Source organism: Kitasatospora sp. NPDC087315 (genome assembly GCF_044744345.1).
GTDB lineage: Bacteria > Actinomycetota > Actinomycetes > Streptomycetales > Streptomycetaceae > Kitasatospora.
The window spans coordinates 276,524-298,664 of the sequence record NZ_JBIUYD010000002.1 but is presented as its reverse complement, the minus strand read 5'-3'; the positions used below and the strand labels follow the sequence as shown (position 1 = coordinate 298,664).

Genomic DNA, 22,141 nt, shown 5'->3' with positions numbered 1-22,141 from the left:
CGACAGCGGCAACACCAGCGGCAACACCGGCCGCAACGACACCGGCAGAGGCGGCACCGGTGGCCGCCGGTGGCCACACCCCCGCCGACACCGCGGCCGCCCTCGAAGCCGGCCTGGTCGTCCCCCGGACCAGGCTGCCCGCGCCCCGCCCGCGCGCCCTCGCCGTGATCCTGCGTACCATCGGCCCGCTCGCCCTGCTCGGCGGCTGGGCCCTGGCCTCCGCCACCGGCGTGCTCACCCAGGACGTGCTCGCCTCGCCCGCCCAGGTCGCCGAGGCGGTTGGCGAGCTCTGGGGCAACGGCCAGCTCACCGACGCCCTCGCGGTCTCGCTCACCCGGGCCGGCCTGGGCCTGGTCTTCGGAGCCGCCACCGGTCTGGTGCTGGGCGTGGTCACCGGGTTCTTCCGGCTCGGCGACGAACTGCTGGACTCCGCCGTCCAGGTCCTGCGGACCGTGCCCTTCCTCGCCCTGGTGCCGCTCTTCATGGTCTGGTTCGGCATCACCGAGACGGCGAAGATCGCCCTGATCGGTGTCGCCACCAGCTTCCCGATGTACGTCTCCACCTCCGGCGGCGTCCGCAACACCGACCGCAAGCTGATCGAGGCGATGCGCAGCTTCGGCCTCGGCCGCTGGGCGATCGTCCGTACGGTCGTGCTGCCCGGCGCGCTGCCCTCGCTGCTCTCCGGCCTGCGGCTGTCCATGACGCTCAGTGTGATCGCGCTGATCGCCGCCGAGGAGATCAACTCCACCGAGGGCATCGGCTATCTGATGGCCCAGGCGCAGAACTACTCCCGCACCGACATCCTCGCCGTCTGCATCCTGATCTACGGACTCCTCGGCCTCACCGCCGACGGCATCGTCCGTGTGCTGGAACGGTTCCTGATGCCCTGGCGCAAGGCCACCCAAGGAGCAGGCCGATGACCACCGTCGCGTCCCCCGCCGTGCACATCCGCGGTCTGCGCCGGGTGTTCGGTACCCGGGCCGTCCTCGACGGCGTCGATCTGTCCATCGCGCGCGGGGAGTTCGTCGCGCTGCTCGGTGCCAGCGGTACCGGCAAGACCACCCTGCTGCGGATCCTGGGAGCCCTGGACAAGGCCGACGGCGGCACCGTCCTCGTTCCGCCGGTGCGCACCGTGGTCTTCCAGGAGCCCAGGCTCGTGCCCTCCAAGCGGGTGCTCGCCAATGTCACCGTCGGCCTGCCACGTGGCGCGGCCACCCGGGAGACCGGCCTCACCGCGCTGGCCGAGGTCGGCCTGGAGAAGCACGCCGACGCCTGGCCCGCCACCCTCTCCGGTGGCGAGGCGCAGCGGGCGGCGCTGGCCCGGGCGCTCGTCCGCGAGCCCCAACTGCTCTTGCTGGACGAGCCGTTCGCCGCCCTGGACGCGCTCACCCGGCTGCGGATGCAGGACCTCGTCGGCGACCTGGTCCGCCGCCACCGCCCGGCCGTCCTGCTGGTCACCCACGATGTGGAGGAGGCCGTCCGGCTGGCCGACCGGGTCGCCGTCCTGCGCGACGGCAACCTCGTCCGCGATGAGCGGGTCACCGTCGACCGTCCCCGCGACCCGGCCGACCCGGCCTTCGCCGAGCTGCGCCGACAACTGCTCGCGGACCTCGGCGTCCACTGATCCGACCCGCCCCGAACCACCCTGACCCTTCCGGCAATCCCGCCCAGCAACCCCGCTCAGCACCAATGGAGTTGATCCCCATGGCCATCACCCTCGGCGTCCACGCCAGCAACCCCTCGCTCTACTACCTCTCCCGCCTGGACTACCTGAACGAGGAACTGGCCCCGCTCGGCGAGACCGGCGTGTTCCACCGCTACGCGGACGGCACCCGCACCGGCGAACTGCTCGCCGACGGCACCATCGACTTCGGCGGCACCGGCTCCACTCCGCCGGTCACCGCCCAGGCCGCCGGGTACGACCTGGTGTACGCGGCGGTCTCCGCGCCCCGCCCCGACCACGGCGCGCTGCTGGTGCGTGCCGACGGTCCGGTGCGGGCCGTCGCCGACCTCAGGGGCGGCACCGTCGTCCTCGGCATCGGTTCCTGGCAGACCCACCTGCTCGCCAAGGCGCTGCACGCCGAGGGCCTCTCCTACGCCGACGACATCACCCCGGTCCGCCCGGCCGCCGGGGAGGACCCGGCGCAGCGGCTGCGTGACGGCGAGATCGCCGGCTGGATCGCCCAGGGCGCCGAACTGGCCGCCGCCCGCCGGACCGGGGAGTTCCGCGAGCTGATCCGCACCGGGGACTTCATCACCGACCGCTCGGTCTTCTTCACCCGCCGGGACTTCGCCACCGACCGCCCCGAGGTGGTGGCCGCGATCGGCGCCGCGCTGCGCCGGGCCGACGCCTGGGTGGCCGCCAACCTGGCCGAGGCCGCCGCGATCGCCGCCGACGACCTCGGTGGCACCGCCGAGGACTGGCAGAGTGCGCTGGCCGTCCTGCCGTGGCGGCTGGAGCCCGCCACGACCGCCTTCGTGGCCGAGCAGCAGGAGGCCGCGGACATCTTCCACGGGGTCGGCTTCATCGGCCGCGCGCTGACCGTCGCCGACGCCCATCTGCCCGCGCTGGAGGCCCCGGTGGCCGCCGCACTGGCCAAGGCGGTCTGAGTCGTGGCCTCCGAATTCCTCTGGTACATCATCCCGCGCGAGGGCCACTACCCGTGGGAGCCGGCCGGGCGCCGCCCGACGGACCTCCGCTACCTCCAGCAACTCGCGGGCAGTGTGGAGCGGTTGGGCTACACGGGCGCCCTGCTCGCCACCGACCTCTACGACGTGTGGGACCTCGGCAACGCGCTGGCCGCCGCCACCACCCCGGCGTTCAAGCCGTTGCTGGCGATCCACCCCGGGCTGGTCTCGCCCACCCTGCTGGCCAAGATGGCGCTCAGCTTCGACCATCTGCACGGCAGCCGGCTGCGGTTCAACGTGGTCAACGGCTCCACCGCGCAGCTGCGCGAGTACGGCCTGGACGTCGAGCACGACGACCGCTACCGGCTCAGCGCCGAGTACTGGTCGATCGTCAAGCGCCTCACCTCGGGCGAAGTCTTCGACCACAAGGGCGAGTTCTACAACCTGAAGAACGCCGGCGCGAGCCTGCGCGAGCTCACCCCGGTCCAGCCGGGCGGCATCCCGCTCTGGTTCGGCGGCAGTTCGGCGGCCGGCATCGAGATGGCCGCCGAGCACGTGGACGTCTACCTCACCTGGGGCGAGCCGCCGCACCTGCTCAAGGAGAAGCTGGACCTGGTCCGCGAACGCGCCGCCGCGTACGGGCGCACCCTGCGGATCGGGCTGCGGCTGCACCTGATCGTCCGCGACACCGAGGACGAGGCCTGGGCCGCCGCGGACCGGCTGCTCGACGTCACCAGCGAGGCCACCTACGCGCGCCAGCTCGGCGGTGCCAAGGGGGAGGACGGGGTCGGCTGGCAGCGCCAGTTCCGCCAGCACGGCGGCAAGGTCCCGGCCCGCGCCCGGGAGCTGGAGAGCTACCCGAACCTCTGGCCGGGGATGAGCCTGTTCCGCCCCGGTCCCGGTACGGCGGTGGTCGGCTCGACGGCCCAGGTGATCGAACGCCTCCAGGAGTTCGAGTCGCTGGGCGTGGACACCTTCATACTCTCCGGCAACCCGCTGCTCGAAGAGGCCCACCGGGTGGCCGAGACGGTGCTACCGGCGCTGGGCGTCACCCGCCGGTAGCGCACCGGTCAGCAGGGTGAACGGCGCCGGCCAGGTCACGCGGCGCGGCCCGAACGCCCCACCCGGGGGCGCCGGGGCCGCGCCGCGCGCCGTCCTCAGCGGCTCAGCCGGTCGATCTCCGCCAGCTCCTCGGCCGTCAGCGGACCGCCGTTCAGCGCGTCGATGTTCTGGTCCAGCTGGGCGACGGAGCTGGCGCCGATGATCACCGACACCACCCGCTCGTCGCGCAGCACCCAGGAGAGCGCCAGCTGCGCGAGCGTCTGCCCGCGCCGCTCGGCCACCTTGTTCAGCGCCCGCAGCTGCTCCAGCTTCGGGCCGGTCAGCGCCTCCTTGTTCAGGAAGTGCCCGACCGACATCCGCGATCCGGCCGGCACCTCGCCCGCGAGGTAACGGTCTGTCAGCAGCCCCTGGGCGAGCGGGGAGTAGGAGATCAGGCTGGTCCCGGTCTCGCCGACCGCGTCCAGCACGCCCTCCTCCACGGAGCGGTTGAGAATCGAGTACGCCGACTGGTTCATCAGCACCGGCGTGCCCAGCTCCCGCAGGATCTCCACCGCCTTCCGGTGCTGCTCCGCCGGGTAGTTGGAGATGCCCGCGTACAGCGCCTTGCCCGCGCGCACCGCCGAGTCCAGCGCGCCCATCGTCTCCTCCAGCGGAGTGTCCGGGTCGTAGCGGTGCGAGTAGAAGATGTCGACGTAGTCCAGGTCCATCCGGCCCAGCGACTGGTCCAGGCTGGCCAGCAGGTACTTGCGGCTGCCGCCGTCCCCGTACGGGCCGGGCCACATGTCCCAGCCGGCCTTGGTGGCGATGAACAGCTCGTCCCGGTACGGACGGAAGTCCTGCGCGAACAGGTAGCCGAAGTTGCGTTCGGCGCTGCCGTACGGCGGGCCGTAGTTGTTCGCCAGGTCGAAGTGGGTGATGCCGCGGTCGAAGGCGCGGCGCAGCACCGCCCGCTGCACCTCCAGCGGCTGGGCGTCACCGAAGTTGTGCCACAGGCCCAGTGAGACGGCGGGCAGCTGTACGCCGCTGCGGCCGGCCCGGCGGTAGGTCATCGAGGCATAGCGGTCATCCGCCGCGAGGTAGGTCATGCCGGACATCCTGCCAGCCCCGGCCCTCCGATCAAGCTCTTGCCCCGTTCCTGAGCGGTGCATATGCTCGCGGTGGATCGTGTGTGTGCGAGGCGAGGGAGAGTCGGTATGTCCGTGTACGCCGCACCCCTGCGCTGTTGTCGTCCCCGCAGCACCTCGCGCTGACGCCGCCACCGAGCCGATTCCGCGCGATCCCTCCCCGGTGCCGCCCCCGGGTGAGCGCGGCCGTGTCCGGAGTGCTCAGCCCGGGCCGCCGCGCCGTCCTCGCCGAACTCCCACCGAGTGCCCCACAAGGAGACCGCCATGCGGTTCACCGTCTCGTCCCTCGTCGCCAACGGCCCCGACCCCGTCACCGGTGTGCGGCGCACCCCGAACGAGAAGCTGCACAACGTCATCGACCAGGCCGTCACCGCCGAGGAACTCGGCTACGACGGCTACGGGGTGGGGGAGCGGCACGGCGAGCCGTTCCTCTCCCCGGCGCCGCCCGTGCTGCTCAGCGCCATCGCCGCCCGCACCTCGACGATCCGGCTGTTCACCACCGTGACGGTGCTCAGCATCCTGGACCCGGTCCGGGTCGCCGAGGACTACGCCCTGCTCGACCAACTCTCCGGCGGCCGCCTCGAACTGATCATCGGCAAGGGCAACGACCCGCGCCACTTCGACCTGTTCGGCCTGCCCGAGGAACGGCAGTGGGACGCGCTGGCCGAGAACTACGCTCTGCTGCGCCGGCTCTGGCGCGAGGAGAAGGTGACCTGGGAGGGCGGCACCCGGCCGCCGCTCAAGGACGCGACCATCTCGCCGCGCCCGTTCCAGGACCCGATCCCGGTCTGGCACGGCAGTGCCACCAGCACCCAGTCCACCGACCTGGCGGCCCGCTACGGGGACCCGCTGTTCTCCGCCAACTCCTTCCACCCGCTGGCCAAGTACAAGGCCCTGGTGGACCACTACCGCGAGCGCTGGGAGCACTACGGCCGTGACCCGAAGGACGCCCGGGTCGGCACCAGTTTTGGCGGCCTGTTCATCGCCAGGCGCTCGCAGGACGCCGTCGAGGGCTTCCGCCCGTACTGGGACGCGCTGTTCAACTCGGCGGCCGGCAAGCACAACAACTCGCCGTTCGAGTCGCTGGAGGACGCGCTGGAGCGCGGCTCGGCGCTGGTCGGCAGCCCGCAGCAGGTGATCGAGAAGATCCACCGCTACCACGAGGCCTTCGGCAACGAGGTCGTCGGGATCGGAGTGGACTCGCTCACCGAGGACGTCCAGCACGAGCAGCTGGAGCTGTTCGCGAGCGAGGTCGCCCCGGTGATCCGGCGGGAGCTGCCCTGACGGCCCCTCGGGGGTGACGTACACCTCACCCGGACCGCGGGGCCCGGGGGAATGCCGCCCGCCGTTCCGGGGGACGACGATCACAGGGAGGGCCGTGGACCGCCGGGGGGCGGCCCACGGCCCTCGGCAGGCCTGTCGGGATCTGTCGGGGTGTGTCGGGCCGTGCCCGGCCGGGCCGTTCCCGGTGCACCCCTGGCGTTCTGTACCTACTGGTATGTACAGTGATCGGTATGGCAACCCAGGACCGTCTCATCGAGAGCACCCAGGAACTCCTCTGGGAGCGCGGCTACGTCGGCACCAGCCCCAAGGCCATCCAGCAGCGCGCGGGCGTCGGCCAGGGCAGCATGTACCACCACTTCGACGGCAAACCCGATCTGGCCGCCGCCGCCCTGCGCCGCAGCGCCGAGCAGCTGCGCGCCGTCGCCGAGGCCGACCTGGCCGGGCCCGGCACCGCCTACGACCGCATCGCGGCCTATCTGCACCGCGAACGCGACGTGCTGCGCGGCTGCCGGATCGGCCGGATGGCCCAGGACCCGGAGGTGATCGCCGACCCGCGGCTGCGCGCGCCCGTCGAGGAGACCTTCGACTGGCTGCGCGGCCGGCTGGCCGAACTGGTGGCCGAGGGGCAGACCGCCGGCGAGCTGATCCCCGGTGCCGACCCGGCCGACACCGCCGCCGCGGTGGTCGCCGTCGTGCAGGGCGGCTACGTCCTCGCCCGCGCGGCCGGCTCCGCCGAACCGTTCGAGCAGGCCGTCCGGGGCGCCCTCGGCCTGCTCGCCGCCCACCGCTCCCGCTGAGGCCCGGTCCCCGCGTCGCACCGCCCGCCGCCCTGCCCCGCCCCGTCCCGCCCGGCCGTTCCGGAGGTACCGCCCGTGCACGCCATGCAGTACGAGATCACCCTCCCCGCCGACTACGACATGGGGATCATCCGGAAGCGGGTCGCCGACAAGGGCCACCTGCTCGACGACTACCCCGGCCTCGGCCTCAAGGCGTACCTGGTGCGCGAGCGCGGCCGACGCGGGGCCGCCTCCCGGCCGGAGACCGGAGGAGGCTCACCGGTCAACCAGTACGCGCCGTTCTACCTCTGGCGCACCCCCGAGGGGATGAACAGCTTCCTCTGGGGCCCGGGCTTCCGGGGCGTGAGCGCCGACTTCGGCCGCCCGGCCGTCCGGCACTGGCTCGGAGCCGGACTGCGCCGGGGCACCGCGACAGGGAGCCCGGCCGCCGCCACCCGCCGTATCGAACGGCTCCCGGAGGACGCGGACCCGGCCGAGGCGGTCGAGCGGGCCCTTGCCGGGCTGCCCGACCACCCCGGCCTGCACACGGCCGCCGTCGCCGTCGACCCGGCCCGCTGGGAGCTGCTGCGGATCGCGCTCTGGCACGGCGACGCACCCGAGGACGAGCCCGGCGTCCACTACCGCGTACTGCACCTCTGCCGCCCCGAACTCGACCGGCTGCCCGCCGGCCGCCACTGGTGAAAGGACCGCCCGACCCGATGGAACCCGCCGACCTCACCCCCGCCCCGCTCGACCGCGCCGCCGGCTACGCGCTGCTCAACGACCTCGCCGGACCGCAGACCCAGGCCGACACCCTGCGCGGCCTGGACGAGGTGGCACCCGGCTTCCCCGACTGGATCGTCACCAGCCTGTTCGGCGGCACCTACCAGCGGCCCGGCCTCTCCCCGCGCGACCGCCAGGTCGCCAACCTGGCCGCGCTCACCGCCCTCGGTGGCGTCGAGCCGCAGCTCGCCGACCACGTCCGCAACAGCCTGCGGATCGGCCTCACCCGGGAGGAGATCACCGAGGTGCTGGTCCACCTCGCGCCCTACGTCGGCGTCCCCAAGGCGCTCGCGGGCCTGCGGGCCGCGACCGCGGCCTTCGCCGAGTACGCCGCCGCGGCCGAGGACACCACCGACCCGGATGCCGCGTGACCGCCACCGTCCGGACGGTGCTCGGCGACCTCGATCCGGCCGAACTCGGCGTCTGCGACTCCCACGACCACCTCTTCCTCCGCAGCCCCCGGCTGCCCGGCGAGGAACTGGACGACCAGGGGGCCGCCGCCGAGGTGCTGCGCGCCTTCGCGGCGGCCGGCGGCCGGGCGCTCGTCCAGTGGACCCCGCACGGCATGGGCCGGGGCGGCGCCGCGCTCGCCGGGCTGTCGCGCGGCGCCGGCGTCCACCTCGTCGCGGCCACCGGTCTGCACCAGGCCGTCCACTACGACCCGGACGGGCTCGCCGACCTGTACGACGGACTGGCCGGGCTGTTCACCGCCGAGCTGACCACCGGCCTGCGCGGGGCGCCGGCCGGCACCAGGGCCGGACTGATCAAGGTGGCCGGCGACTACCACGGCCTCGGCGAGCACACCCGCCGGGTGATGGCGGCCGCCGCCGAGGCGCACCACGCCACCGGCGCGCCGATCGCGGTCCACCACGAACTCGGCACCGCCGCGCTTGACGTCCTGGACCTGCTCTGCGGTCGGTACGGCGTCCCGCCCCGGCGGATCGTCCTCGGCCACCTCAACCGGCTCCCCGACCTCCGGCTGCACCGGCACCTCGCCGCCTCCGGCGCCTACCTCGCGCTGGACGGCCCCTCCCGCGCCCACCACGCCACCGACCACCACCTGTTCGACACCATCGCCGCCCTCGCCGAGGCCGGCCACGCCGCCCAGCTGCTCCTCGGCGGCGACACCACCACCCGTGGCGCCCGCCACAGCCCCGGCCCGACCCACCTCCTGACCGCGCTCGCACCCCGCCTCGCCCGCGAGTTCGGCCCCGCCCTCCCGCACCAGCTCCTCACCGCCAACCCCGCCCGCGCCTTCGCCGCCGAGTGGGCGGCGCCCTGACGGACCGGCCCGTTCGTTCCTCGTGATCCGGCGGGCCGGGTCCGCGCCCGCGACCACCGGCGCGCCCTCGGCGACCCGCGCCCCCGTCCCGCTCCTGTCGCCTCCGTCACCCCGCATACCCGCTGGTCGGCGGGTCCGCGGCAGCCTCCCGGACCGCTAGGGTGGTTGATCGCGCCTCGGCGGGGGCTTCCGCGACGAGCGGGGGAACCGGGGCGGCCGTCCTGGATGTCCTAGGGGTTGTCCGTCGGACAGGCCCTAGGGGCGGGGACGGGGAGTTCGAGGCGTGGGAGCAAGTAGGACATGGGTCTGACGAGCCACAAGGTGCTGGCGCTGACCGTATTGATCGCCGTCGTGATGATGGCGGGCACCGTCTGGCTGTGGCCGAGACTGGCGAAGCGGAGCTGGCAGGCGGTGCTCGGCCGGATCGGCACGCTGCTCGCCACCCAGCTCACCGTGCTCGCCGCGCTGGGCCTGGTGGCGAACAACTACTTCGCCTTCTACAGCAGCTGGGACGACCTGCTCGGCACCGGCGACAACGGCCCGGTCGTCATCCAGAACAAGGTGGACGCCTCCGGCCGGCTGCGGGTGGAGACCATCGGGCACGCGGAGGTCCAGGGCGGCGGGGCGCTCGGCCGCGACCCCGGAAAGTCCGGGGAGATCCGCGAGGTCCGGATCGACGGGGCCACCACCCGGCTCTCCACCGAGGGGTACGTCTACCTGCCGCCGCAGTACTTCCAGCCGGAGTACGCGCAGAAGCAGTTCCCGGCGGTGATCGTCAGCACCGGCTTCCCCGGCATCGCCAAGAACCTGGTGACCCGCCTCAACTACCCGGGCGCGGCGCTGAAGCTGCTCCAGGAGGGGAAGATGCAGCCGACCGTGATGGTGCTGATGCGCCCCTCGCCCGCGCTGCCGCAGGACACCGAGTGCGAGGACATCCCCGGTGGCGCACAGTCCGAGACGTACTTCACCAAGGACGTCCCGTCCGCGATCCAGGCGTCGTTCCGGGTCTCCGCCGACCCGCAGGCGTGGGGCTTCATGGGCAACTCGACCGGTGGCTACTGCGCGCTCAAGCTGGCCATGCGCCACCCGGAGGTCTTCCCGACCGCCGTCTCGCTCTCCGGTTACTACCAGGCGGCCGACGACCCGACCACCGGTGACCTCTTCAAGGGCAGCGAGCAGCGCCGCAACGAGGCGGACCTGATCTGGCGACTGAAGAACCTGCCCCAGCCCAAGGCGTCCGTGCTGCTGGCCGGCACCAAGGAGGGCGACGGTGAATACCGGCGCGACACCGAGCAGTTCGTGGCCGCCGTGCACAGCCCGATGAAGGTGTCGTACAGCATGCTGCAGACCGGCGGCCACAACTTCGAGACCTGGGGCAAGCTGCTGCCGTCCTCGCTGGAGTGGCTCTCCCAGCACCTCCGGGTGCCCGGCCAGCCGGTCTGAGCCCCCGGCCGCCCTGCCGGCCCCTGACAGCCCGGCCGGTTCCGGCGGGGCGTCGGGGCCGGGGCGGGGGCGGGGGCCGGGGCTTCGGCTCAAGGCCTGCTCAGGCCACCGGCTCCAGCGTCCCGGTGTGCAGCTCGCCGACCCGGCCACCCTCGCCCTCGTACGTCCAGAAGGCGCGCACCGTCAGCCTGGCGAGGTCCATCACATGGCTGACGGTGATGCCGCTCTGCTCGGTCCAGCTGACGAAGTACAGCTCCGGCCCGACCTCGGCGACGTGCAGCGTCACGTCCTCCCACTGGCCCGCCGACTCGCCGAGGCCCTCCCAGCGCAGCCGCTTGCCGTCGGCCGAGTAGGCGTTGCGGAAGGCCGCACCGTTGTCGACCTGGAAGAGATAGGTACGGCCGGCGAAGGCGGGCAGGGGCGCGGTCATGGTTGGGCGTGTCCTCGTCTCTTGTGCGGAGCGGTACGGATGGACCTCCAACTTATCCGACCCGGCGACCTTTCCCGGCGTACTCGGGGACACCCGCCACGGCACCGGTCCCACGGCACCGGTCCCCACGGCGCGGATCACCACGGCACGGGGATCGCCATGGCCCCGGGGCGCCGGAGCCCGGGGACGCCACGGCGCGAAGCGCCACGACGGCCGCCCGCCGGGTGTGCGACCGGCACATGGGCGCTCCGGCGGGCCGACCGTACCGTGCAGGCTCCGGCCCACCGGGACGTGGGCCCGACCAGGGAGCCGCCCATGAACCCCGCCAGAGATCCGCACGCCGCAAGCGGCATGAGCCCCGTCCGCGACGGCAGGGACTCCAGACGCCCGGCCGCCGCCCTCGCCGCCGTCCTGCTCACCCTGGCCGCCCTCCTGCTGGGCGCGCCGCCCCGGGCCTCGGCCGCCGCGCCGCTCACCCTGGAGGCGACCTACCCCTCACCCGGTAACGGCTGGGCCAAGGTCGAGCGCTATCTGGACACCACCGCCGGCTTCCACGCCGAGCAGTACCCGGCCGACGGCCGCGGCGACCAGGACGGCGCCCGTCTCACGTACTTCGGCGGCGTCCGCCAACCGTTCTCCGGCCGCTTCCTGCTCTACTCGGCGGCCGGCTGGGACACCGGCAGCCGCCAGACCCCCGTCCTGCTCGTCCACGGTGCCAACGACAACGCCGACCGCGCCTGGGCCAACCCCGGCGAGAGCGGCAGCTGCGGTGCGTCCGGCTGTCCGTCCACCGGCCTGGCCCAGTACCTCGCCTCGACCGGCCACCGCGTCTTCGCGATCAACTTCGCCCACAAGAACGGCGACAACCTGATGCAGGCGCAGGCCGTCGGCGACGCCGTCGCGCTGATCCGGGCCCGGCTCGGCGTCCCCCAGGTGGACGTGGTCGCGTGGAGCAAGGGCGAGGTCGCGGCCCGCGCGTACGTCTCCTCGGTGCGCCCCTCCTGGGGCCGGGCATACGCGGGGGACGTCCGCCGCCTGGTCACGCTCGGCGGCCCGAACGGCGGCCTCGACTACGTGTACGCCCACGGCTGGGCCTTCTCGCTCGCGACCTGGCCGGCCTGCGGCGGCAGCGCCAACGCGCCGTCCCCGCACCTCTTCATGACCTGCTACGGCACGTACACCTCGCAGCCCTGCCTCGGCGTGCTGCCCAGCGGCGGCCACGACTGCTACCCGGGGCAGCGGCAGCTGCTCGCCCGCTGGGACGGCACCTACGGGGTGGACGGCACCGCCCAGGACTGGTGGACGACGTACTACGGCGGCCAGGGCTTCTACACCTCGGGCCAGGGCATCCAGGCGGCCATCGACGCCGGTTCGCTGATCGGACCGCTCCAGCGGGCCGGGGTCCCGGCCGCCGTCCGCGGCTACCTGCTCGCGGGCGGCTCGGCCGACATCCCGGGAGTCCTCAACGAGAACCGGGGGCCCAGCGACGGCATCGTCTTCACCGCGAGCGCGCTGGACACCACCGGGATCGGTACGGTCGGCGGCACCCGGCTGCTCGCCGGGCTCAACCACCTGGAACTGGCCTGGGCGCCGGAGTCGATGAGCCAGGTGGACGCCTGGCTCGACTGACCGGCCCCGGAGCCCTGTTGACCGGCCGCCTGCGCCGGCGGCCCGGGCGCGACAACGCCCGGGCCGCCGTCACCGGCTCGCCGTCAGCCGGTCCGCGTCAGCGGATCTCCGTCAGCGGATCTCCGTCAGCGGATCTCCGTCTCGACGACGGGGATCGCGAACGGCTGCTTGTCGTTCGACGTGTTCCGGTCGTCGTCGCCGCGCACCGAGACCCAGCCCCCGAGCAGCGTTCCGGGGGCCGGGACGGTGCGCGCCAGCCGGACCGGGATCAGCGCCGTCGCGCTCCGCAGTGCGGGCAGGCCGGCCGGGAAGGTGCAGTGCACCCGGTGGCCGTCCTGGAACGGGGCGCAGTTCTCCGGGAAGTACGGGCCCTCCGGCGTCACGCCCGCCGGCAGGGTGACCACCACCGTGAACGGCGAGGCGGTGCGGTCGGGGCCGCGGTTGCCGACGACGGCGTGCACCGTGGTGGTGCCACCGGGTGCGGCGGGGTCCGGGTCCAGCCCGATGACCTCCAGGTCGGAGTCGGAGGCCGTCGCGGCCGTGGCGCCGGGCCCGGCCGAGGGGGCGGTCGACGGTGCGGCCGTGGCCGGCCATTGCAGACCGGCCCAGGCGGGCCCGGCCGTCAGTGCCGTCAGCGCACAACCCGCCGTCAGCGCGGAACCCACCGCGACAGCGCCGCGCACCGCGGCCCGCCGGCCCGACGATCCCGGGGCCGACGTTCCCGGGGCCGAACCCCCGTCCGATCCCTGAACCGAACCACGAACGGATCCTCTGCGGGACATCGCCGCTCACCCTGCCCTTGCGTTCCCGGTGCCCGCGCCGTCGCGGGCCGCGTCCGCAACAGCCTGGCCGACCGGCTCCCCGCCGCTGCCGCAACCCGCCCCCGGCCGCTCGAACGGGGGAAAACCCGCACCGGAAGTCGGCCGGCCCGACTTCCGGTGTTCACCGGCGGCCGGACCGGCGGATCGTCAGGGCGCGAGGACCTGCCCCAGCCGGGTCGCGATCCGGTGCATCACCGGCACCAGCGACGAGCTGCCGTCCTGCTCCTCCAGCGCCCGGATGCGCGCCTCCGGGCCGGAGACCGAGATCGCCGCAGGGGTCGGCGCGCCCGGCACCGCGAGCGCGATGCAGCGCACCCCGATCTCCTGCTCCTGGTCGTCCACCACATAGCCGCGCTCGCGCGCCTCGGCGAGCTGGGCCATCAGCTCCTGCGGGTCGGTCAGCGTGTACGAGGTGTGCGCGGGCAGCGGGTCGGGGCCGAGGACGGCGCGTGCCTCCTCCTCCGGCAGCTGCGCCAGCAGGGCCTTGCCGACGCCCGTGCAGTGCGGCTGCGCCCGCCGCCCGACCTCGGTGAACATCCGCATCGAGCGCCGCGACTGCACCTGCCCGACGTAGACCACCTCACCGCCCTCCAGCACGGCCAGGTTGGCCGTCTCGCCGGTGGCCTCCATCAGTTCGGCCAGGTACGGGCGGGCCCAGCTGCCGAGCAGCCGGCCGGCCGTCTCGCCGAGCCGGATCAGCCGGGGGCCCAGGGTGTAGCGGCGCGTGGTGTCCTGGCGGACATAGCCCTGCTGGACGAGGGTACGAACCAGGCGGTGGATGGTCGGCATGGGCAGGCCGGAGGAGGTGGAGAGCTCGCTGAGCGTCGCGATGCCCCCGGAGTCGGCCAGCGCCTCCAGCAGCTGGAAGGCGCGCTCGACGGACTGCACGCCGCCGCTCGCGCGGTCCGTGCCCGTCGTCGATGCGGTCTCGGGGGTGGCGACCACCGGCGTTCCCTTCACTGTGGGGGGAGGATCAGAGCCTCCGCGATCGCTTCAACAAACCGTTGAAATTCTGTATCGCGGAAACTAGTCTCCACCTTACAGAATCGGGCCCTCCGGCAGCCGGGTTCGGTTCGAGGCAGTTCCCGCCGGAGCTCCCTTCGTCGGGCTCAACCGCCTTAGGAGTGTCCTGCCCATGGCCACAGATCAGGGACCCTCGCCCAGCCCCGGGCCGGGGGTGCCCCCGGACGCCCTCTCCGCCGCTCCGGCCGTCACCGTCGCCGGTCCGCGCGTCCACCGGGCGGAGGAGGTGCTCACCCCGGAGGCGGTCGCCTTCGTCGCCGGACTCCACCGCGCCTTCGAGGGCCGTCGGCAGGAGCTCCTGGCCCGCCGCAGGGCCCGCCGCGCCGAGATCGCCGAGGCCGGCACCCTGGACTTCCTCCCCGGGACGGCCCACATCCGGGCCGGCGACTGGAGGGTGGCCGAGGCCCCCCGCGCACTCCAGGACCGCCGGGTCGAGATCACCGGCCCGACCGACCGCAAGATGGTCATCAACGCCCTCAACTCCGGCGCCCGGGTCTGGCTCGCCGACTTCGAGGACGCCACCTCCCCGACCTGGGAGAACGTGGTCGGCGGCCAGATCAACCTGATCGACGCCTTCGAGGGCGGGATCGACTTCACCGGGCCGCAGGGCAGGGCGTACGCCCTGCGGCCCGCCGCCGAACTGGCCACCGTGGTGGTCCGCCCACGCGGCTGGCACCTGGACGAGACGCACCTGCTGGTCGACGGTGCCCCGGTGGCCGGCGCCCTTCTCGACTTCGGCCTCTACTTCTTCCACAACGCGGCCCGGCTGATCGCGCGCGGCCCCGAGGACCCGAACTCCGGCCCGTACTTCTACCTGCCGAAGACCGAGAGCCACCTCGAGGCCCGGCTCTGGAACGACGTCTTCACCCACGCCCAGGCCGCGCTCGGCATCCCGTACGGCACCGTCCGCGCCACCGTGCTGATCGAGACCATCACCGCCGCGTTCGAGATGGACGAGATCCTCTACGAGCTGCGCGACCACGCCGCCGGGCTCAACGCGGGCCGCTGGGACTACCTGTTCTCGATCGTCAAGAACTTCCGCGACGCCGGCGAGCACTACATCCTGCCCGACCGCAACACCGTCACCATGGCCTCCCCGTTCATGGCCGCCTACACCCGCCTGCTGGTGCGGACCTGCCACCGGCGCGGCGCCCACGCGATCGGCGGCATGGCCGCGTTCATCCCCAGCCGCCGCGACCCCGAGGTCACCGCCGCCGCGCTGGAGAAGGTCAAGGCCGACAAGGACCGCGAGGCCGGCCACGGTTTCGACGGCTCCTGGGTCGCCCACCCCGACCTCGTCCCGGTCGCCCGCGCCTCCTTCGACGCCGTCCTCGGTGAGCGCCCCCACCAGAAGGACAACCCCGGCCCGGCCGAACCGGTCACCGCCGCCCAGCTGCTGGACATCGCGGGCGCCGGCGGCAGCTGCACCCGCGCCGGGCTGCACAACGCCGTCCAGGTCGGCGTGCGCTACATCGAGGCGTGGCTGCGTGGCCTCGGCGCCGTCGCCATCTTCCACCTGATGGAGGACGCCGCCACCGCCGAGATCTCCCGTTCGCAGGTCTGGCAGTGGATCCACAACGGCGTCGTGCTCGCCGACACCGGCGAGAAGGCCACCGCGGCCCTGGTGCGGCGGCTGGTGGCCGAGGAGCTGGCCGGGCTCCGGGCCGGGCTGGGTGCCGACGCCTACGCCGGCGGGCGCTGGGACGAGGCCGCCGCGCTCTTCGAACAGGTCGCCCTGGCCGAGGAGTTCGTGGACTTCCTGACCCTCCCCGCGCTTCCCCTGCTGGACTGAGCCCCGCTCCGCCCAGTGGCGGCGGCCGGCGCGCCTGCCCCGCCACGCCGCGGCCCCGGACCCCCGCCGTGGGTCCGGGGCCGCGGTCCGCTGTCATGCCGGGGTGGTCGTCCGGAGGCCGACGGCCTCGGCGGCTTCCACCAGGCGCTTGTCGTAGGCGAGGAACCAGGCCACCGACGGCGCCACGCTGAGCGCGGCGGCCACACGGATGGCCGTCCAGCGACCGGAGTGTCCCGCCGGGTGCGAGGCGGCCCGCCTGGTCGAAGAGGGCCGGGGTGAGCCGCAGAACGGCCGCGATGCCCAGCCAGTCCTCGGCGTTCCGGCGGGAGACCGGATCGGTCCGGGCGGCGTGCGTGGCGCGACGCGGCTCCGTGCGGGTCGGATCGCCGGTGACGACGAGCGCTCCGCCCGGTCCGTCCAGCCGCTCCAGCAGGGCGGCGCCGCGGTCGTGAGTCCAAGGGGGAGGGAGGGTCAGCCGGGGCGGGTGGCGAGTTCCCTGGCGGCACGGGCGCAGGCCTGGGCGATCCGGTCCTCGTCGACGGTGGTCAGCCGGCCCCGCTCGACCACGGCGTTGCCGTTGACGAAGAGGGCGGTCAGCGGGGGCAGGGCGCCGAGGGTGAGGGCGGCGACCGGGTCGGCGATCGAGGAGTGCATGATGCCGTCGATCTTCCACAGGGCGAGGTCGGCCAGCTTGCCGGCCTCGATGGAGCCGATCTCGTTCTGCCGGCCGAGCACCCGGGCGCCGCCCATGGTGCCGAGGCGCAGCGCCTGCCGGCCGGTCAGCGCGGTGGGGGAGCCGTGCAGCCGGTTGATCAGCAGGGCGTTGCGCAGCTCGGTGCCCAGCTCGCCGGACTCGTTGGAGGCGGTGCCGTCCACGCCGAGGCCGACCGGGACGCCTGCCGCCAGCATGTCGGGGACGCGGGCGATGCCGGCCGCCAGGCGGGCGTTGGAGGAGGGGCAGTGCGCCACGCCGGTGCCGGTCTCGGCGAACTTGACGAGGTCGGAGTCGTCCATGTGGACGCAGTGCGCCATCCAGACGTCCTCGCCGAGCCAGCCGACCGACTCGAAGTAGTCGGTCGGGCCCATGCCGAACAGCTCCTTGCAGAACTGTTCCTCCTCGGCCGTCTCCGAGCCGTGGGTGTGCAGCCGGACGCCCTTGCGGCGGGCCAGGAGGGCGGTCTCGCGCATCAGCTCGGTGGAGACCGAGAAGGGGGAGCAGGGGGCGATGGCGATCCGCAGCATCGAGTCGAAGGAGGCGTCGTGGTAGCGGTCCACGGCGGCCTCGGAGGCGATCAGGACGGCCTCGGTCGACTCGACCGCGTGGTCCGGCGGCAGCCCGCCGTCCTTCTTCCCGCGGTCCATCGAGCCGCGCAGCGCGGTGAAGCGCAGACCGAGCTCCTGGACGGCCTCGATCTCGGCGCCGAGGATGTCGCCGCCGTCCCGGGGGAAGACGTAGTGGTGGTCGGCGGCCGTCGTGCAGCCGGACTTGAGCAGGGCGGCGGCCGAGCCCTGGGCGGCGGCGTGGACGAGCCGGTCGTCGATCCGGGCCCAGGTCGGGTAGAGCGCCACCAGCCAGTCGAACAGGATGGCGTCCTGGGCCAGGCCGCGGGTGATCCACTGGTAGAAGTGGTGGTGGGTGTTGACCAGGCCGGGGGTGAGGAGGTGGCCCTCGCCGTCGATCCGGCGTACCACGTTGTCCGGCCACTGCGGGGCGGGGCCGTCGCCGACCGACTCGATCCGGTTGCCGAGGACGACCACGTGGCCGCGGGCGTACTCGGTGTCGTCGGCGTCGACCGTCGCGACGGCGACGTTCTCGATCACGATCCGCCGGCCGGCGGGCGGGGGCTGGACTGCCATGGTGGGGCTCCTGGGGGGAGGGCCGACGGGGGAGCACGCTGAGCGGGGGTGCGACGGCCCCCGCGTACCCGGCGGCGGTCACGGGGGCGCTCCGGGTCAGGCGACCGGGATGACCGGGGTGACGCCCTCGCGGTGCACGGTGCCCTCGATCAGGCCGTACATCCGGTCGGCGGCGTAGTAGACCTCGTTCTCGTTCGTCAGGCCGAACGGTTCCAGGTCGACCAGGAAGTGGTGCTTGTTGGGGAGTTCCAGGCGGACCTCGTCCACCTCGGCGCGGTTGTCGAGGACCCGGGTGCCCATCGCGTGCAGGGTCTGCTGCAACGAGTAGGAGTAGGTCCCGGCGAACGCCTCCAGCAGATGGCGGCGGACCTGGGTGTAGCAGCGGTTCCAGTTGGGCCGGGCCTCGTCGCCCCGGCCGGTGAAGCCGTACGCCCAACGGGCCGTCACCTGGGTGGCGAGGATGCGGTCGTAGGCCTCCCGCAGCGTGGTGTACCCGTCCTTGAGGTAGCCCCGGAACTCCGAGTCGGTGGAGTTCAGCACGACGAGGTCCCTGAGGCCCGAGATGACCCGGACGGTCTCGCCGTCGTAGGCGATCTCGGTGGTGCGGGTCTCCTGCCCGTTGCGGACGAAGGAGTGGCCGGTCTCCTCCGGACCGGTGAAGCGGGCCGAGCCGTCGGACGTCCTGATCCGGTCCCAGGCGTACTCCTCGATCCGGATCCGGGCGCGGTGGACGGGGTCGGTGCTGTCGACGAAGTGGCGGGCCAGCGCGATGCCGAAGGCCTCGGCCGACTCGATCCCGTGCTCCTTGGCGAAGGCGTAGACGGTGTTCTTGGTGGTGTCGGTGGGGAGGCAGTTGGCGTTCGACCCGGTGAGGTGGACGTCCTCGAAGTCGCCGGAGAGGGCGACCGAGACGTTCAGGTCCTTGATCTCGTGCCGGGTCGAGTCGCGGCTGATCCGGACGATGCGGTTCTCCGCCTTGCCGTACTGGTTCTGGCCGAGCACATGGGCCATGGCATGGCTCCCAATCAATGAAGTGGCCTAGCTTCCGCGGTAGACCGAGTATCCGAACGGGTTCAGCAGCAGCGGCACGTGGTAGTGGTGCTGCGCGGGCGCGATCGTGAAGACGATCGCGACCTCGGGGAAGAACGGCGTCCCGTCCGACACCGCGGCGAAGTAAGCGGCGGTGCCGAAGCGGAGCCGGACGACCGAGCCCGCCTCCGCGGCCGGCAGGTCCTCGGCCCGGCCGTCGGAGTCCGTGACGGAGGCGCCGAGCACCTGCCAGCCACCCTCGGTCTGCAGTGCGAGCTCGACCGGGACGCCGGCGGCCGGGCGGCCCAGGCTGGTGTCGAGCACATGGGTGGAGATGCCGGTCATGGGCGAAGTGACCTTACTGATGGCAGAGGTGGGACCTGTCGGATCTGACGGTACGTCAGGATCCGTCGAGCAGCCGGTTGATGCGGATGTCGTTGATTCTGCGCAGCTCGCCCCGGGTGATCTCCGTCTCGGTGGCGGCGTCGTTGGGGTGGCGCTCGCGCAGGGCGGCGAGCATGGTGGCCGCGGTGCGGCCGGTCGCGCAGATCAGGAACGCATGGCCGAACTTCGCCTCGTAGGCGGCGTTGGCCTCGTGCAGGGCGTCGAGGAGAGCGCCGTCCGCCCCCCGGATGCCGGCCTGCTCGCGCTCGGCGGTGGCGTCGCCCGCCATGGGTGTGCCGATCCGGGCGTGGCCGGCCATCGCGTCGCGCAGGTCTTCGGTGGTCAGCGTGGCCATGGCCGCCTCGTTGGCGGCGAGCAGGGCCTCGCGGTCGGGCCACGGCCGGGCTGCCGCGACGGTGGTGGCCCAGCGGGGGCTGGAACAGATCTCCAGCAGGAGGGCCGTCAGGTCGGCGGCGTCGGCCGCGGCCAGGGCGTCGAGGACGTGGGGGCGGTTGGTCACGGGTGGACCTCCTGGAGAGTGGCGCCACCCGCACAAGCTAGATCTGCCCACCCGGGCCGTCAACACTTTGTTGAACAGTTGGTGGTTATGGTGTGAATCGGTCCCGGTCGCGGGGGCGTTCCGTTGTGCGATACGCCGAACGCGCCCGCCGGGGGCCGGTCCCGGCCGGTCCGGACCGACTCCCGGCCCCCGGTGCCGCCGCGATCAGCCGGACTTCGAACCGTCCTGGCGGTTGAGGTAGTTGTAGACGGTGAAGCGGCTGACCCCGAGCGCCGAGGCGACCGTCTCCACCCCGTGGCGGACGGTGAAGGCGCCGCGCTCCTCCAGGAGGGCGACCACCCGCTGCTTCTCCCCGCGGTCCAGCTCGGCCAGCGGGCGGCCGTCGAACTGGCGGGTCATCTCCGCCAGCAGCCGGTCCAGCGCGCTGCTCAGGTGCGGCAGCCGGACGGCCAGGGCCGGGGCGCCCTCCCACTCCAGCACCACGTCCTCGCCCTTCGCCTCGGCCGGCGGGACGGGCGTCGCGCCGATCGCGTCCAGCAGCGGCTTCACCGCCGCGGCGAGCGGGTGCTCCGCATGCTCGGTCACGGCCTACCGCCCTCCTCGCCGAGCACGCTGACCTGGACCGAGATCCGGGTCGCGCCGGCGTCCAGGGTCTCCCGCAGCAGCTTGGTCACGGCGGCCAGGACCTGGTCGGCCTCGCCCTCCGCGCCGGTGCCGAACGGGCCGACCGCGACGGTCAGGCCGGCCTCGTCGACCGCCTTCCGGGCCGCCACGGCGTGCTCCGGGAACGTCTCCAGTTCGAACGGTTCTGTCGTGAACTCCACCATCAATCGCACTTGCTCACTTTAGGGCTTGTCTGACCATTCCCGCCGCGCGTTGATGTGACGCGAATGGTCGGACAAGCCCTGACGAGCGCGGGCGCGTCCCGGTCGGGGGCCGGTCTCCGGCAGGCCGTACGCCGATCCCCTGGGCGGGCGCCGCACCCGGTCGCCGGGCGGCGGAGGCGCCGAGCCCCGCCCCCAGGGCACATGCTTGTCGGACCATCGCCAGACCGTCCGGAAGTGAGGCCCGCACCATGCCCGCCACCCCCCGCCAGGGCCATGTGGTCGTAGCTCCCGACAAGTTCAAGGGCACGCTGGAGGCCGCCGAGGCCGCCGCACGGATCGCCGCCGGGATCCGCCGGGCCGCACCCGGTACCGAGGTCCGCGAACTGCCCGTCGCCGACGGCGGCGAGGGCACCCTGGCGGCCGCGCTGGCGGCCGGCTTCACCAGGATCCCGGCCGAGGTGACCGGCCCGACCGGGCTGCCGGTGGCCGCCGCGTTCGCCGTCCGGGGCGACACCGCCGTGGTCGAACTGGCGCAGGCCGCCGGACTGGCCCGCCTCCCCGGCGGCCGGACCGCCCCGCTCGCGGCCGGCTCGTACGGGGTCGGCCAGTTGATCGGCCGGGCGGTGGCCCTGGGCGCCCGGCGGATCGTGCTCGGCCTCGGCGGCAGCGCCTGCACCGACGGCGGCGCGGGCATGGTCCAGGCGCTCGGCGTCCGTCTGCTGGACGCCGACGGCGCCGAACTCCCGGCCGGCGGCGCCGCGCTGCGCCGGCTGGCCCGGATCGACCTCGGCCGGTCGGCCGACGTGCTCGCCGGGGCCGGCGTCGTGGTGGCCTGCGACGTGGACAACCCACTGCTCGGCCCGCGCGGCGCGGCCGCCGTGTACGGCCCGCAGAAGGGTGCCGGCGCCGACGACCTGGTGGTACTGGAGGAGGGGCTGACCCGCTTCGCCGACCTGGTCGGCGCCGCCGTCGGCCGGGACCTGCGCGACGCCCCCGGGGCCGGTGCCGCGGGCGGGGTGGGCTTCGCCGCCCTCGCCCTGCTGGGTGCCACCATGCGGCCCGGCATCGCGTTGATGCTCGAACTGCTGGGCTTCGCCGAGGCGGTGCGGGGCGCACGCCTGGTCGTGACCGGCGAGGGCTGTCTGGACGCGCAGACGCTGCACGGCAAGGCCCCCGCCGGGGTGGCCGCGGCGGCTGCCCGGTCGGAAGTCCCGGTGGTCGCCGTGGCGGGACGGCTGGAGCTGTCGGAGCGGGAGTGGCGGGCGGCCGGGTTCGCCGGGGCGTACGCGCTCACCGAGCTGGCCGAGCGGCCCGGGGACAGCACGACCAGGGCGGCCGAGCTGGCCGAGGTCGCGGGGGAGCGGCTGGCGGTCGCCTTCCTCGGGGGCGGTGCGGCTTGATCTTCCGCGCGCGATCGGCCGTTGACGTTTTGTTGAAGGCGGGCCTA

General features: G+C 73.7%; 23 protein-coding genes. 13 read left to right on the top strand and 10 right to left on the bottom strand.

Annotated features, from left to right (window positions below):
• Nucleotides 1–59: 59 nt before the first annotated feature.
• The 4 genes from ACIO5D_RS04330 to ACIO5D_RS04315 all read left to right on the top strand — a co-directional run bounded on the left by ACIO5D_RS04330 (nucleotide 60) and on the right by ACIO5D_RS04315 (nucleotide 3,690).
• Nucleotides 60–920: an ABC transporter permease gene (locus ACIO5D_RS04330; protein WP_363606401.1), complete on the top strand. Its 861-nt coding sequence runs from the start codon at nucleotides 60–62 to the stop codon at nucleotides 918–920.
• Entirely contained in the window at nucleotides 917–1,624 is a 708-nt protein-coding gene (locus ACIO5D_RS04325; RefSeq protein ID WP_363606403.1) for an ABC transporter ATP-binding protein, read from the top strand. Before ACIO5D_RS04330 ends, ACIO5D_RS04325 begins: the two co-directional genes overlap by 4 nt.
• Nucleotides 1,625–1,704: 80 nt before the next feature.
• Nucleotides 1,705–2,610, top strand: a complete 906-nt coding sequence (locus tag ACIO5D_RS04320) for an ABC transporter substrate-binding protein (RefSeq protein ID WP_363606405.1) — start codon at nucleotides 1,705–1,707, stop codon at nucleotides 2,608–2,610.
• Nucleotides 2,611–2,613: 3 nt separating this feature from the next.
• Entirely contained in the window at nucleotides 2,614–3,690 is a 1,077-nt protein-coding gene (locus tag ACIO5D_RS04315; RefSeq protein ID WP_363606406.1) for an LLM class flavin-dependent oxidoreductase, read from the top strand.
• Between the two features lie 95 nt (nucleotides 3,691–3,785).
• Here the strand turns inward: ACIO5D_RS04315 and ACIO5D_RS04310 are convergent, their stop codons facing one another.
• Nucleotides 3,786–4,775, bottom strand: coding sequence for an aldo/keto reductase (locus tag ACIO5D_RS04310; RefSeq protein ID WP_400793890.1), 990 nt, complete (start codon nucleotides 4,773–4,775; stop codon nucleotides 3,786–3,788).
• Between the two features lie 303 nt (nucleotides 4,776–5,078).
• Here ACIO5D_RS04310 and ACIO5D_RS04305 point away from each other — a divergent pair, with 303 nt between their 5' ends.
• The 6 genes from ACIO5D_RS04305 to ACIO5D_RS04280 all read left to right on the top strand — a co-directional run bounded on the left by ACIO5D_RS04305 (nucleotide 5,079) and on the right by ACIO5D_RS04280 (nucleotide 10,382).
• The gene (locus ACIO5D_RS04305; protein ID WP_363606409.1) at nucleotides 5,079–6,098 is read left to right on the top strand and encodes an LLM class flavin-dependent oxidoreductase; all 1,020 of its coding nucleotides are present in this window, start codon (nucleotides 5,079–5,081) and stop codon (nucleotides 6,096–6,098) included.
• Nucleotides 6,099–6,328: 230 nt separating this feature from the next.
• Nucleotides 6,329–6,895 carry a TetR/AcrR family transcriptional regulator gene (locus tag ACIO5D_RS04300; RefSeq protein ID WP_363606411.1) on the top strand — a complete coding sequence of 189 codons (567 nt, stop codon included), beginning with the start codon at nucleotides 6,329–6,331 and terminating at the stop codon, nucleotides 6,893–6,895.
• A gap of 75 nt (nucleotides 6,896–6,970) precedes the next feature.
• Complete coding sequence (locus ACIO5D_RS04295) at nucleotides 6,971–7,576, top strand: DUF4865 family protein (RefSeq protein ID WP_400793889.1); 606 nt, start codon at nucleotides 6,971–6,973, stop codon at nucleotides 7,574–7,576.
• 17 nt (nucleotides 7,577–7,593) lie between these two features.
• Nucleotides 7,594–8,028: a carboxymuconolactone decarboxylase family protein gene (locus tag ACIO5D_RS04290; protein WP_400756454.1), complete on the top strand. Its 435-nt coding sequence runs from the start codon at nucleotides 7,594–7,596 to the stop codon at nucleotides 8,026–8,028.
• Nucleotides 8,025–8,939, top strand: a complete 915-nt coding sequence (locus ACIO5D_RS04285; RefSeq protein ID WP_400793888.1) for a phosphotriesterase — start codon at nucleotides 8,025–8,027, stop codon at nucleotides 8,937–8,939. Before ACIO5D_RS04290 ends, ACIO5D_RS04285 begins: the two co-directional genes overlap by 4 nt.
• 300 nt (nucleotides 8,940–9,239) lie before the next feature.
• The gene (locus tag ACIO5D_RS04280; RefSeq protein ID WP_363606417.1) at nucleotides 9,240–10,382 is read left to right on the top strand and encodes an alpha/beta hydrolase-fold protein; all 1,143 of its coding nucleotides are present in this window, start codon (nucleotides 9,240–9,242) and stop codon (nucleotides 10,380–10,382) included.
• A 100-nt stretch (nucleotides 10,383–10,482) separates the two neighbouring features.
• Here the strand turns inward: ACIO5D_RS04280 and ACIO5D_RS04275 are convergent, their stop codons facing one another.
• A complete protein-coding gene (locus ACIO5D_RS04275; protein WP_363606418.1) occupies nucleotides 10,483–10,812 on the bottom strand; it encodes a MoaF-related domain-containing protein in 330 nt (109 codons plus the stop codon).
• Nucleotides 10,813–11,127: 315 nt separating this feature from the next.
• Here ACIO5D_RS04275 and ACIO5D_RS04270 point away from each other — a divergent pair, with 315 nt between their 5' ends.
• On the top strand, nucleotides 11,128–12,441 hold the full coding sequence (locus tag ACIO5D_RS04270) for an esterase/lipase family protein (RefSeq protein ID WP_400793887.1): 1,314 nt from the start codon (nucleotides 11,128–11,130) through the stop codon (nucleotides 12,439–12,441).
• A gap of 125 nt (nucleotides 12,442–12,566) precedes the next feature.
• Here the strand turns inward: ACIO5D_RS04270 and ACIO5D_RS04265 are convergent, their stop codons facing one another.
• Both ACIO5D_RS04265 and ACIO5D_RS04260 read right to left on the bottom strand, forming a co-directional pair.
• Nucleotides 12,567–13,106 carry a hypothetical protein gene (locus tag ACIO5D_RS04265; protein ID WP_363606420.1) on the bottom strand — a complete coding sequence of 180 codons (540 nt, stop codon included), beginning with the start codon at nucleotides 13,104–13,106 and terminating at the stop codon, nucleotides 12,567–12,569.
• A gap of 303 nt (nucleotides 13,107–13,409) precedes the next feature.
• The gene (locus tag ACIO5D_RS04260) at nucleotides 13,410–14,207 is read right to left on the bottom strand and encodes an IclR family transcriptional regulator (protein ID WP_363606422.1); all 798 of its coding nucleotides are present in this window, start codon (nucleotides 14,205–14,207) and stop codon (nucleotides 13,410–13,412) included.
• Between the two features lie 190 nt (nucleotides 14,208–14,397).
• On the opposite strand from ACIO5D_RS04260, the gene aceB reads away from it, so the two are divergent.
• Nucleotides 14,398–16,077 (top strand): malate synthase A, encoded by a 1,680-nt coding sequence (aceB, locus tag ACIO5D_RS04255; RefSeq protein ID WP_400793886.1) that lies wholly within the window; start codon nucleotides 14,398–14,400, stop codon nucleotides 16,075–16,077.
• Between the two features lie 471 nt (nucleotides 16,078–16,548).
• On the opposite strand, the gene ACIO5D_RS04250 is transcribed toward aceB, so the two are convergent.
• The 6 genes from ACIO5D_RS04250 to ACIO5D_RS04225 all read right to left on the bottom strand — a co-directional run bounded on the left by ACIO5D_RS04250 (nucleotide 16,549) and on the right by ACIO5D_RS04225 (nucleotide 20,694).
• The gene (locus ACIO5D_RS04250; protein WP_363606426.1) at nucleotides 16,549–17,934 is read right to left on the bottom strand and encodes an 8-oxoguanine deaminase; all 1,386 of its coding nucleotides are present in this window, start codon (nucleotides 17,932–17,934) and stop codon (nucleotides 16,549–16,551) included.
• A 96-nt stretch (nucleotides 17,935–18,030) separates the two neighbouring features.
• The gene (pucL, locus tag ACIO5D_RS04245; RefSeq protein ID WP_400793885.1) at nucleotides 18,031–18,945 is read right to left on the bottom strand and encodes a factor-independent urate hydroxylase; all 915 of its coding nucleotides are present in this window, start codon (nucleotides 18,943–18,945) and stop codon (nucleotides 18,031–18,033) included.
• 27 nt (nucleotides 18,946–18,972) lie between these two features.
• Nucleotides 18,973–19,308, bottom strand: a complete 336-nt coding sequence (gene uraH, locus ACIO5D_RS04240; RefSeq protein WP_400649511.1) for a hydroxyisourate hydrolase — start codon at nucleotides 19,306–19,308, stop codon at nucleotides 18,973–18,975.
• Between the two features lie 55 nt (nucleotides 19,309–19,363).
• Nucleotides 19,364–19,867 carry a 2-oxo-4-hydroxy-4-carboxy-5-ureidoimidazoline decarboxylase gene (uraD, locus tag ACIO5D_RS04235; protein ID WP_363606431.1) on the bottom strand — a complete coding sequence of 168 codons (504 nt, stop codon included), beginning with the start codon at nucleotides 19,865–19,867 and terminating at the stop codon, nucleotides 19,364–19,366.
• A 204-nt stretch (nucleotides 19,868–20,071) separates the two neighbouring features.
• Nucleotides 20,072–20,452: a helix-turn-helix domain-containing protein gene (locus ACIO5D_RS04230; RefSeq protein ID WP_400649505.1), complete on the bottom strand. Its 381-nt coding sequence runs from the start codon at nucleotides 20,450–20,452 to the stop codon at nucleotides 20,072–20,074.
• A complete protein-coding gene (locus ACIO5D_RS04225) occupies nucleotides 20,449–20,694 on the bottom strand; it encodes a thiamine-binding protein (protein ID WP_400650290.1) in 246 nt (81 codons plus the stop codon). Before ACIO5D_RS04225 ends, ACIO5D_RS04230 begins: the two co-directional genes overlap by 4 nt.
• Before the next feature lie 248 nt (nucleotides 20,695–20,942).
• On the opposite strand from ACIO5D_RS04225, the gene ACIO5D_RS04220 reads away from it, so the two are divergent.
• Nucleotides 20,943–22,094, top strand: a complete 1,152-nt coding sequence (locus tag ACIO5D_RS04220; RefSeq protein WP_363606435.1) for a glycerate kinase — start codon at nucleotides 20,943–20,945, stop codon at nucleotides 22,092–22,094.
• Nucleotides 22,095–22,141 lie beyond the last annotated feature (47 nt).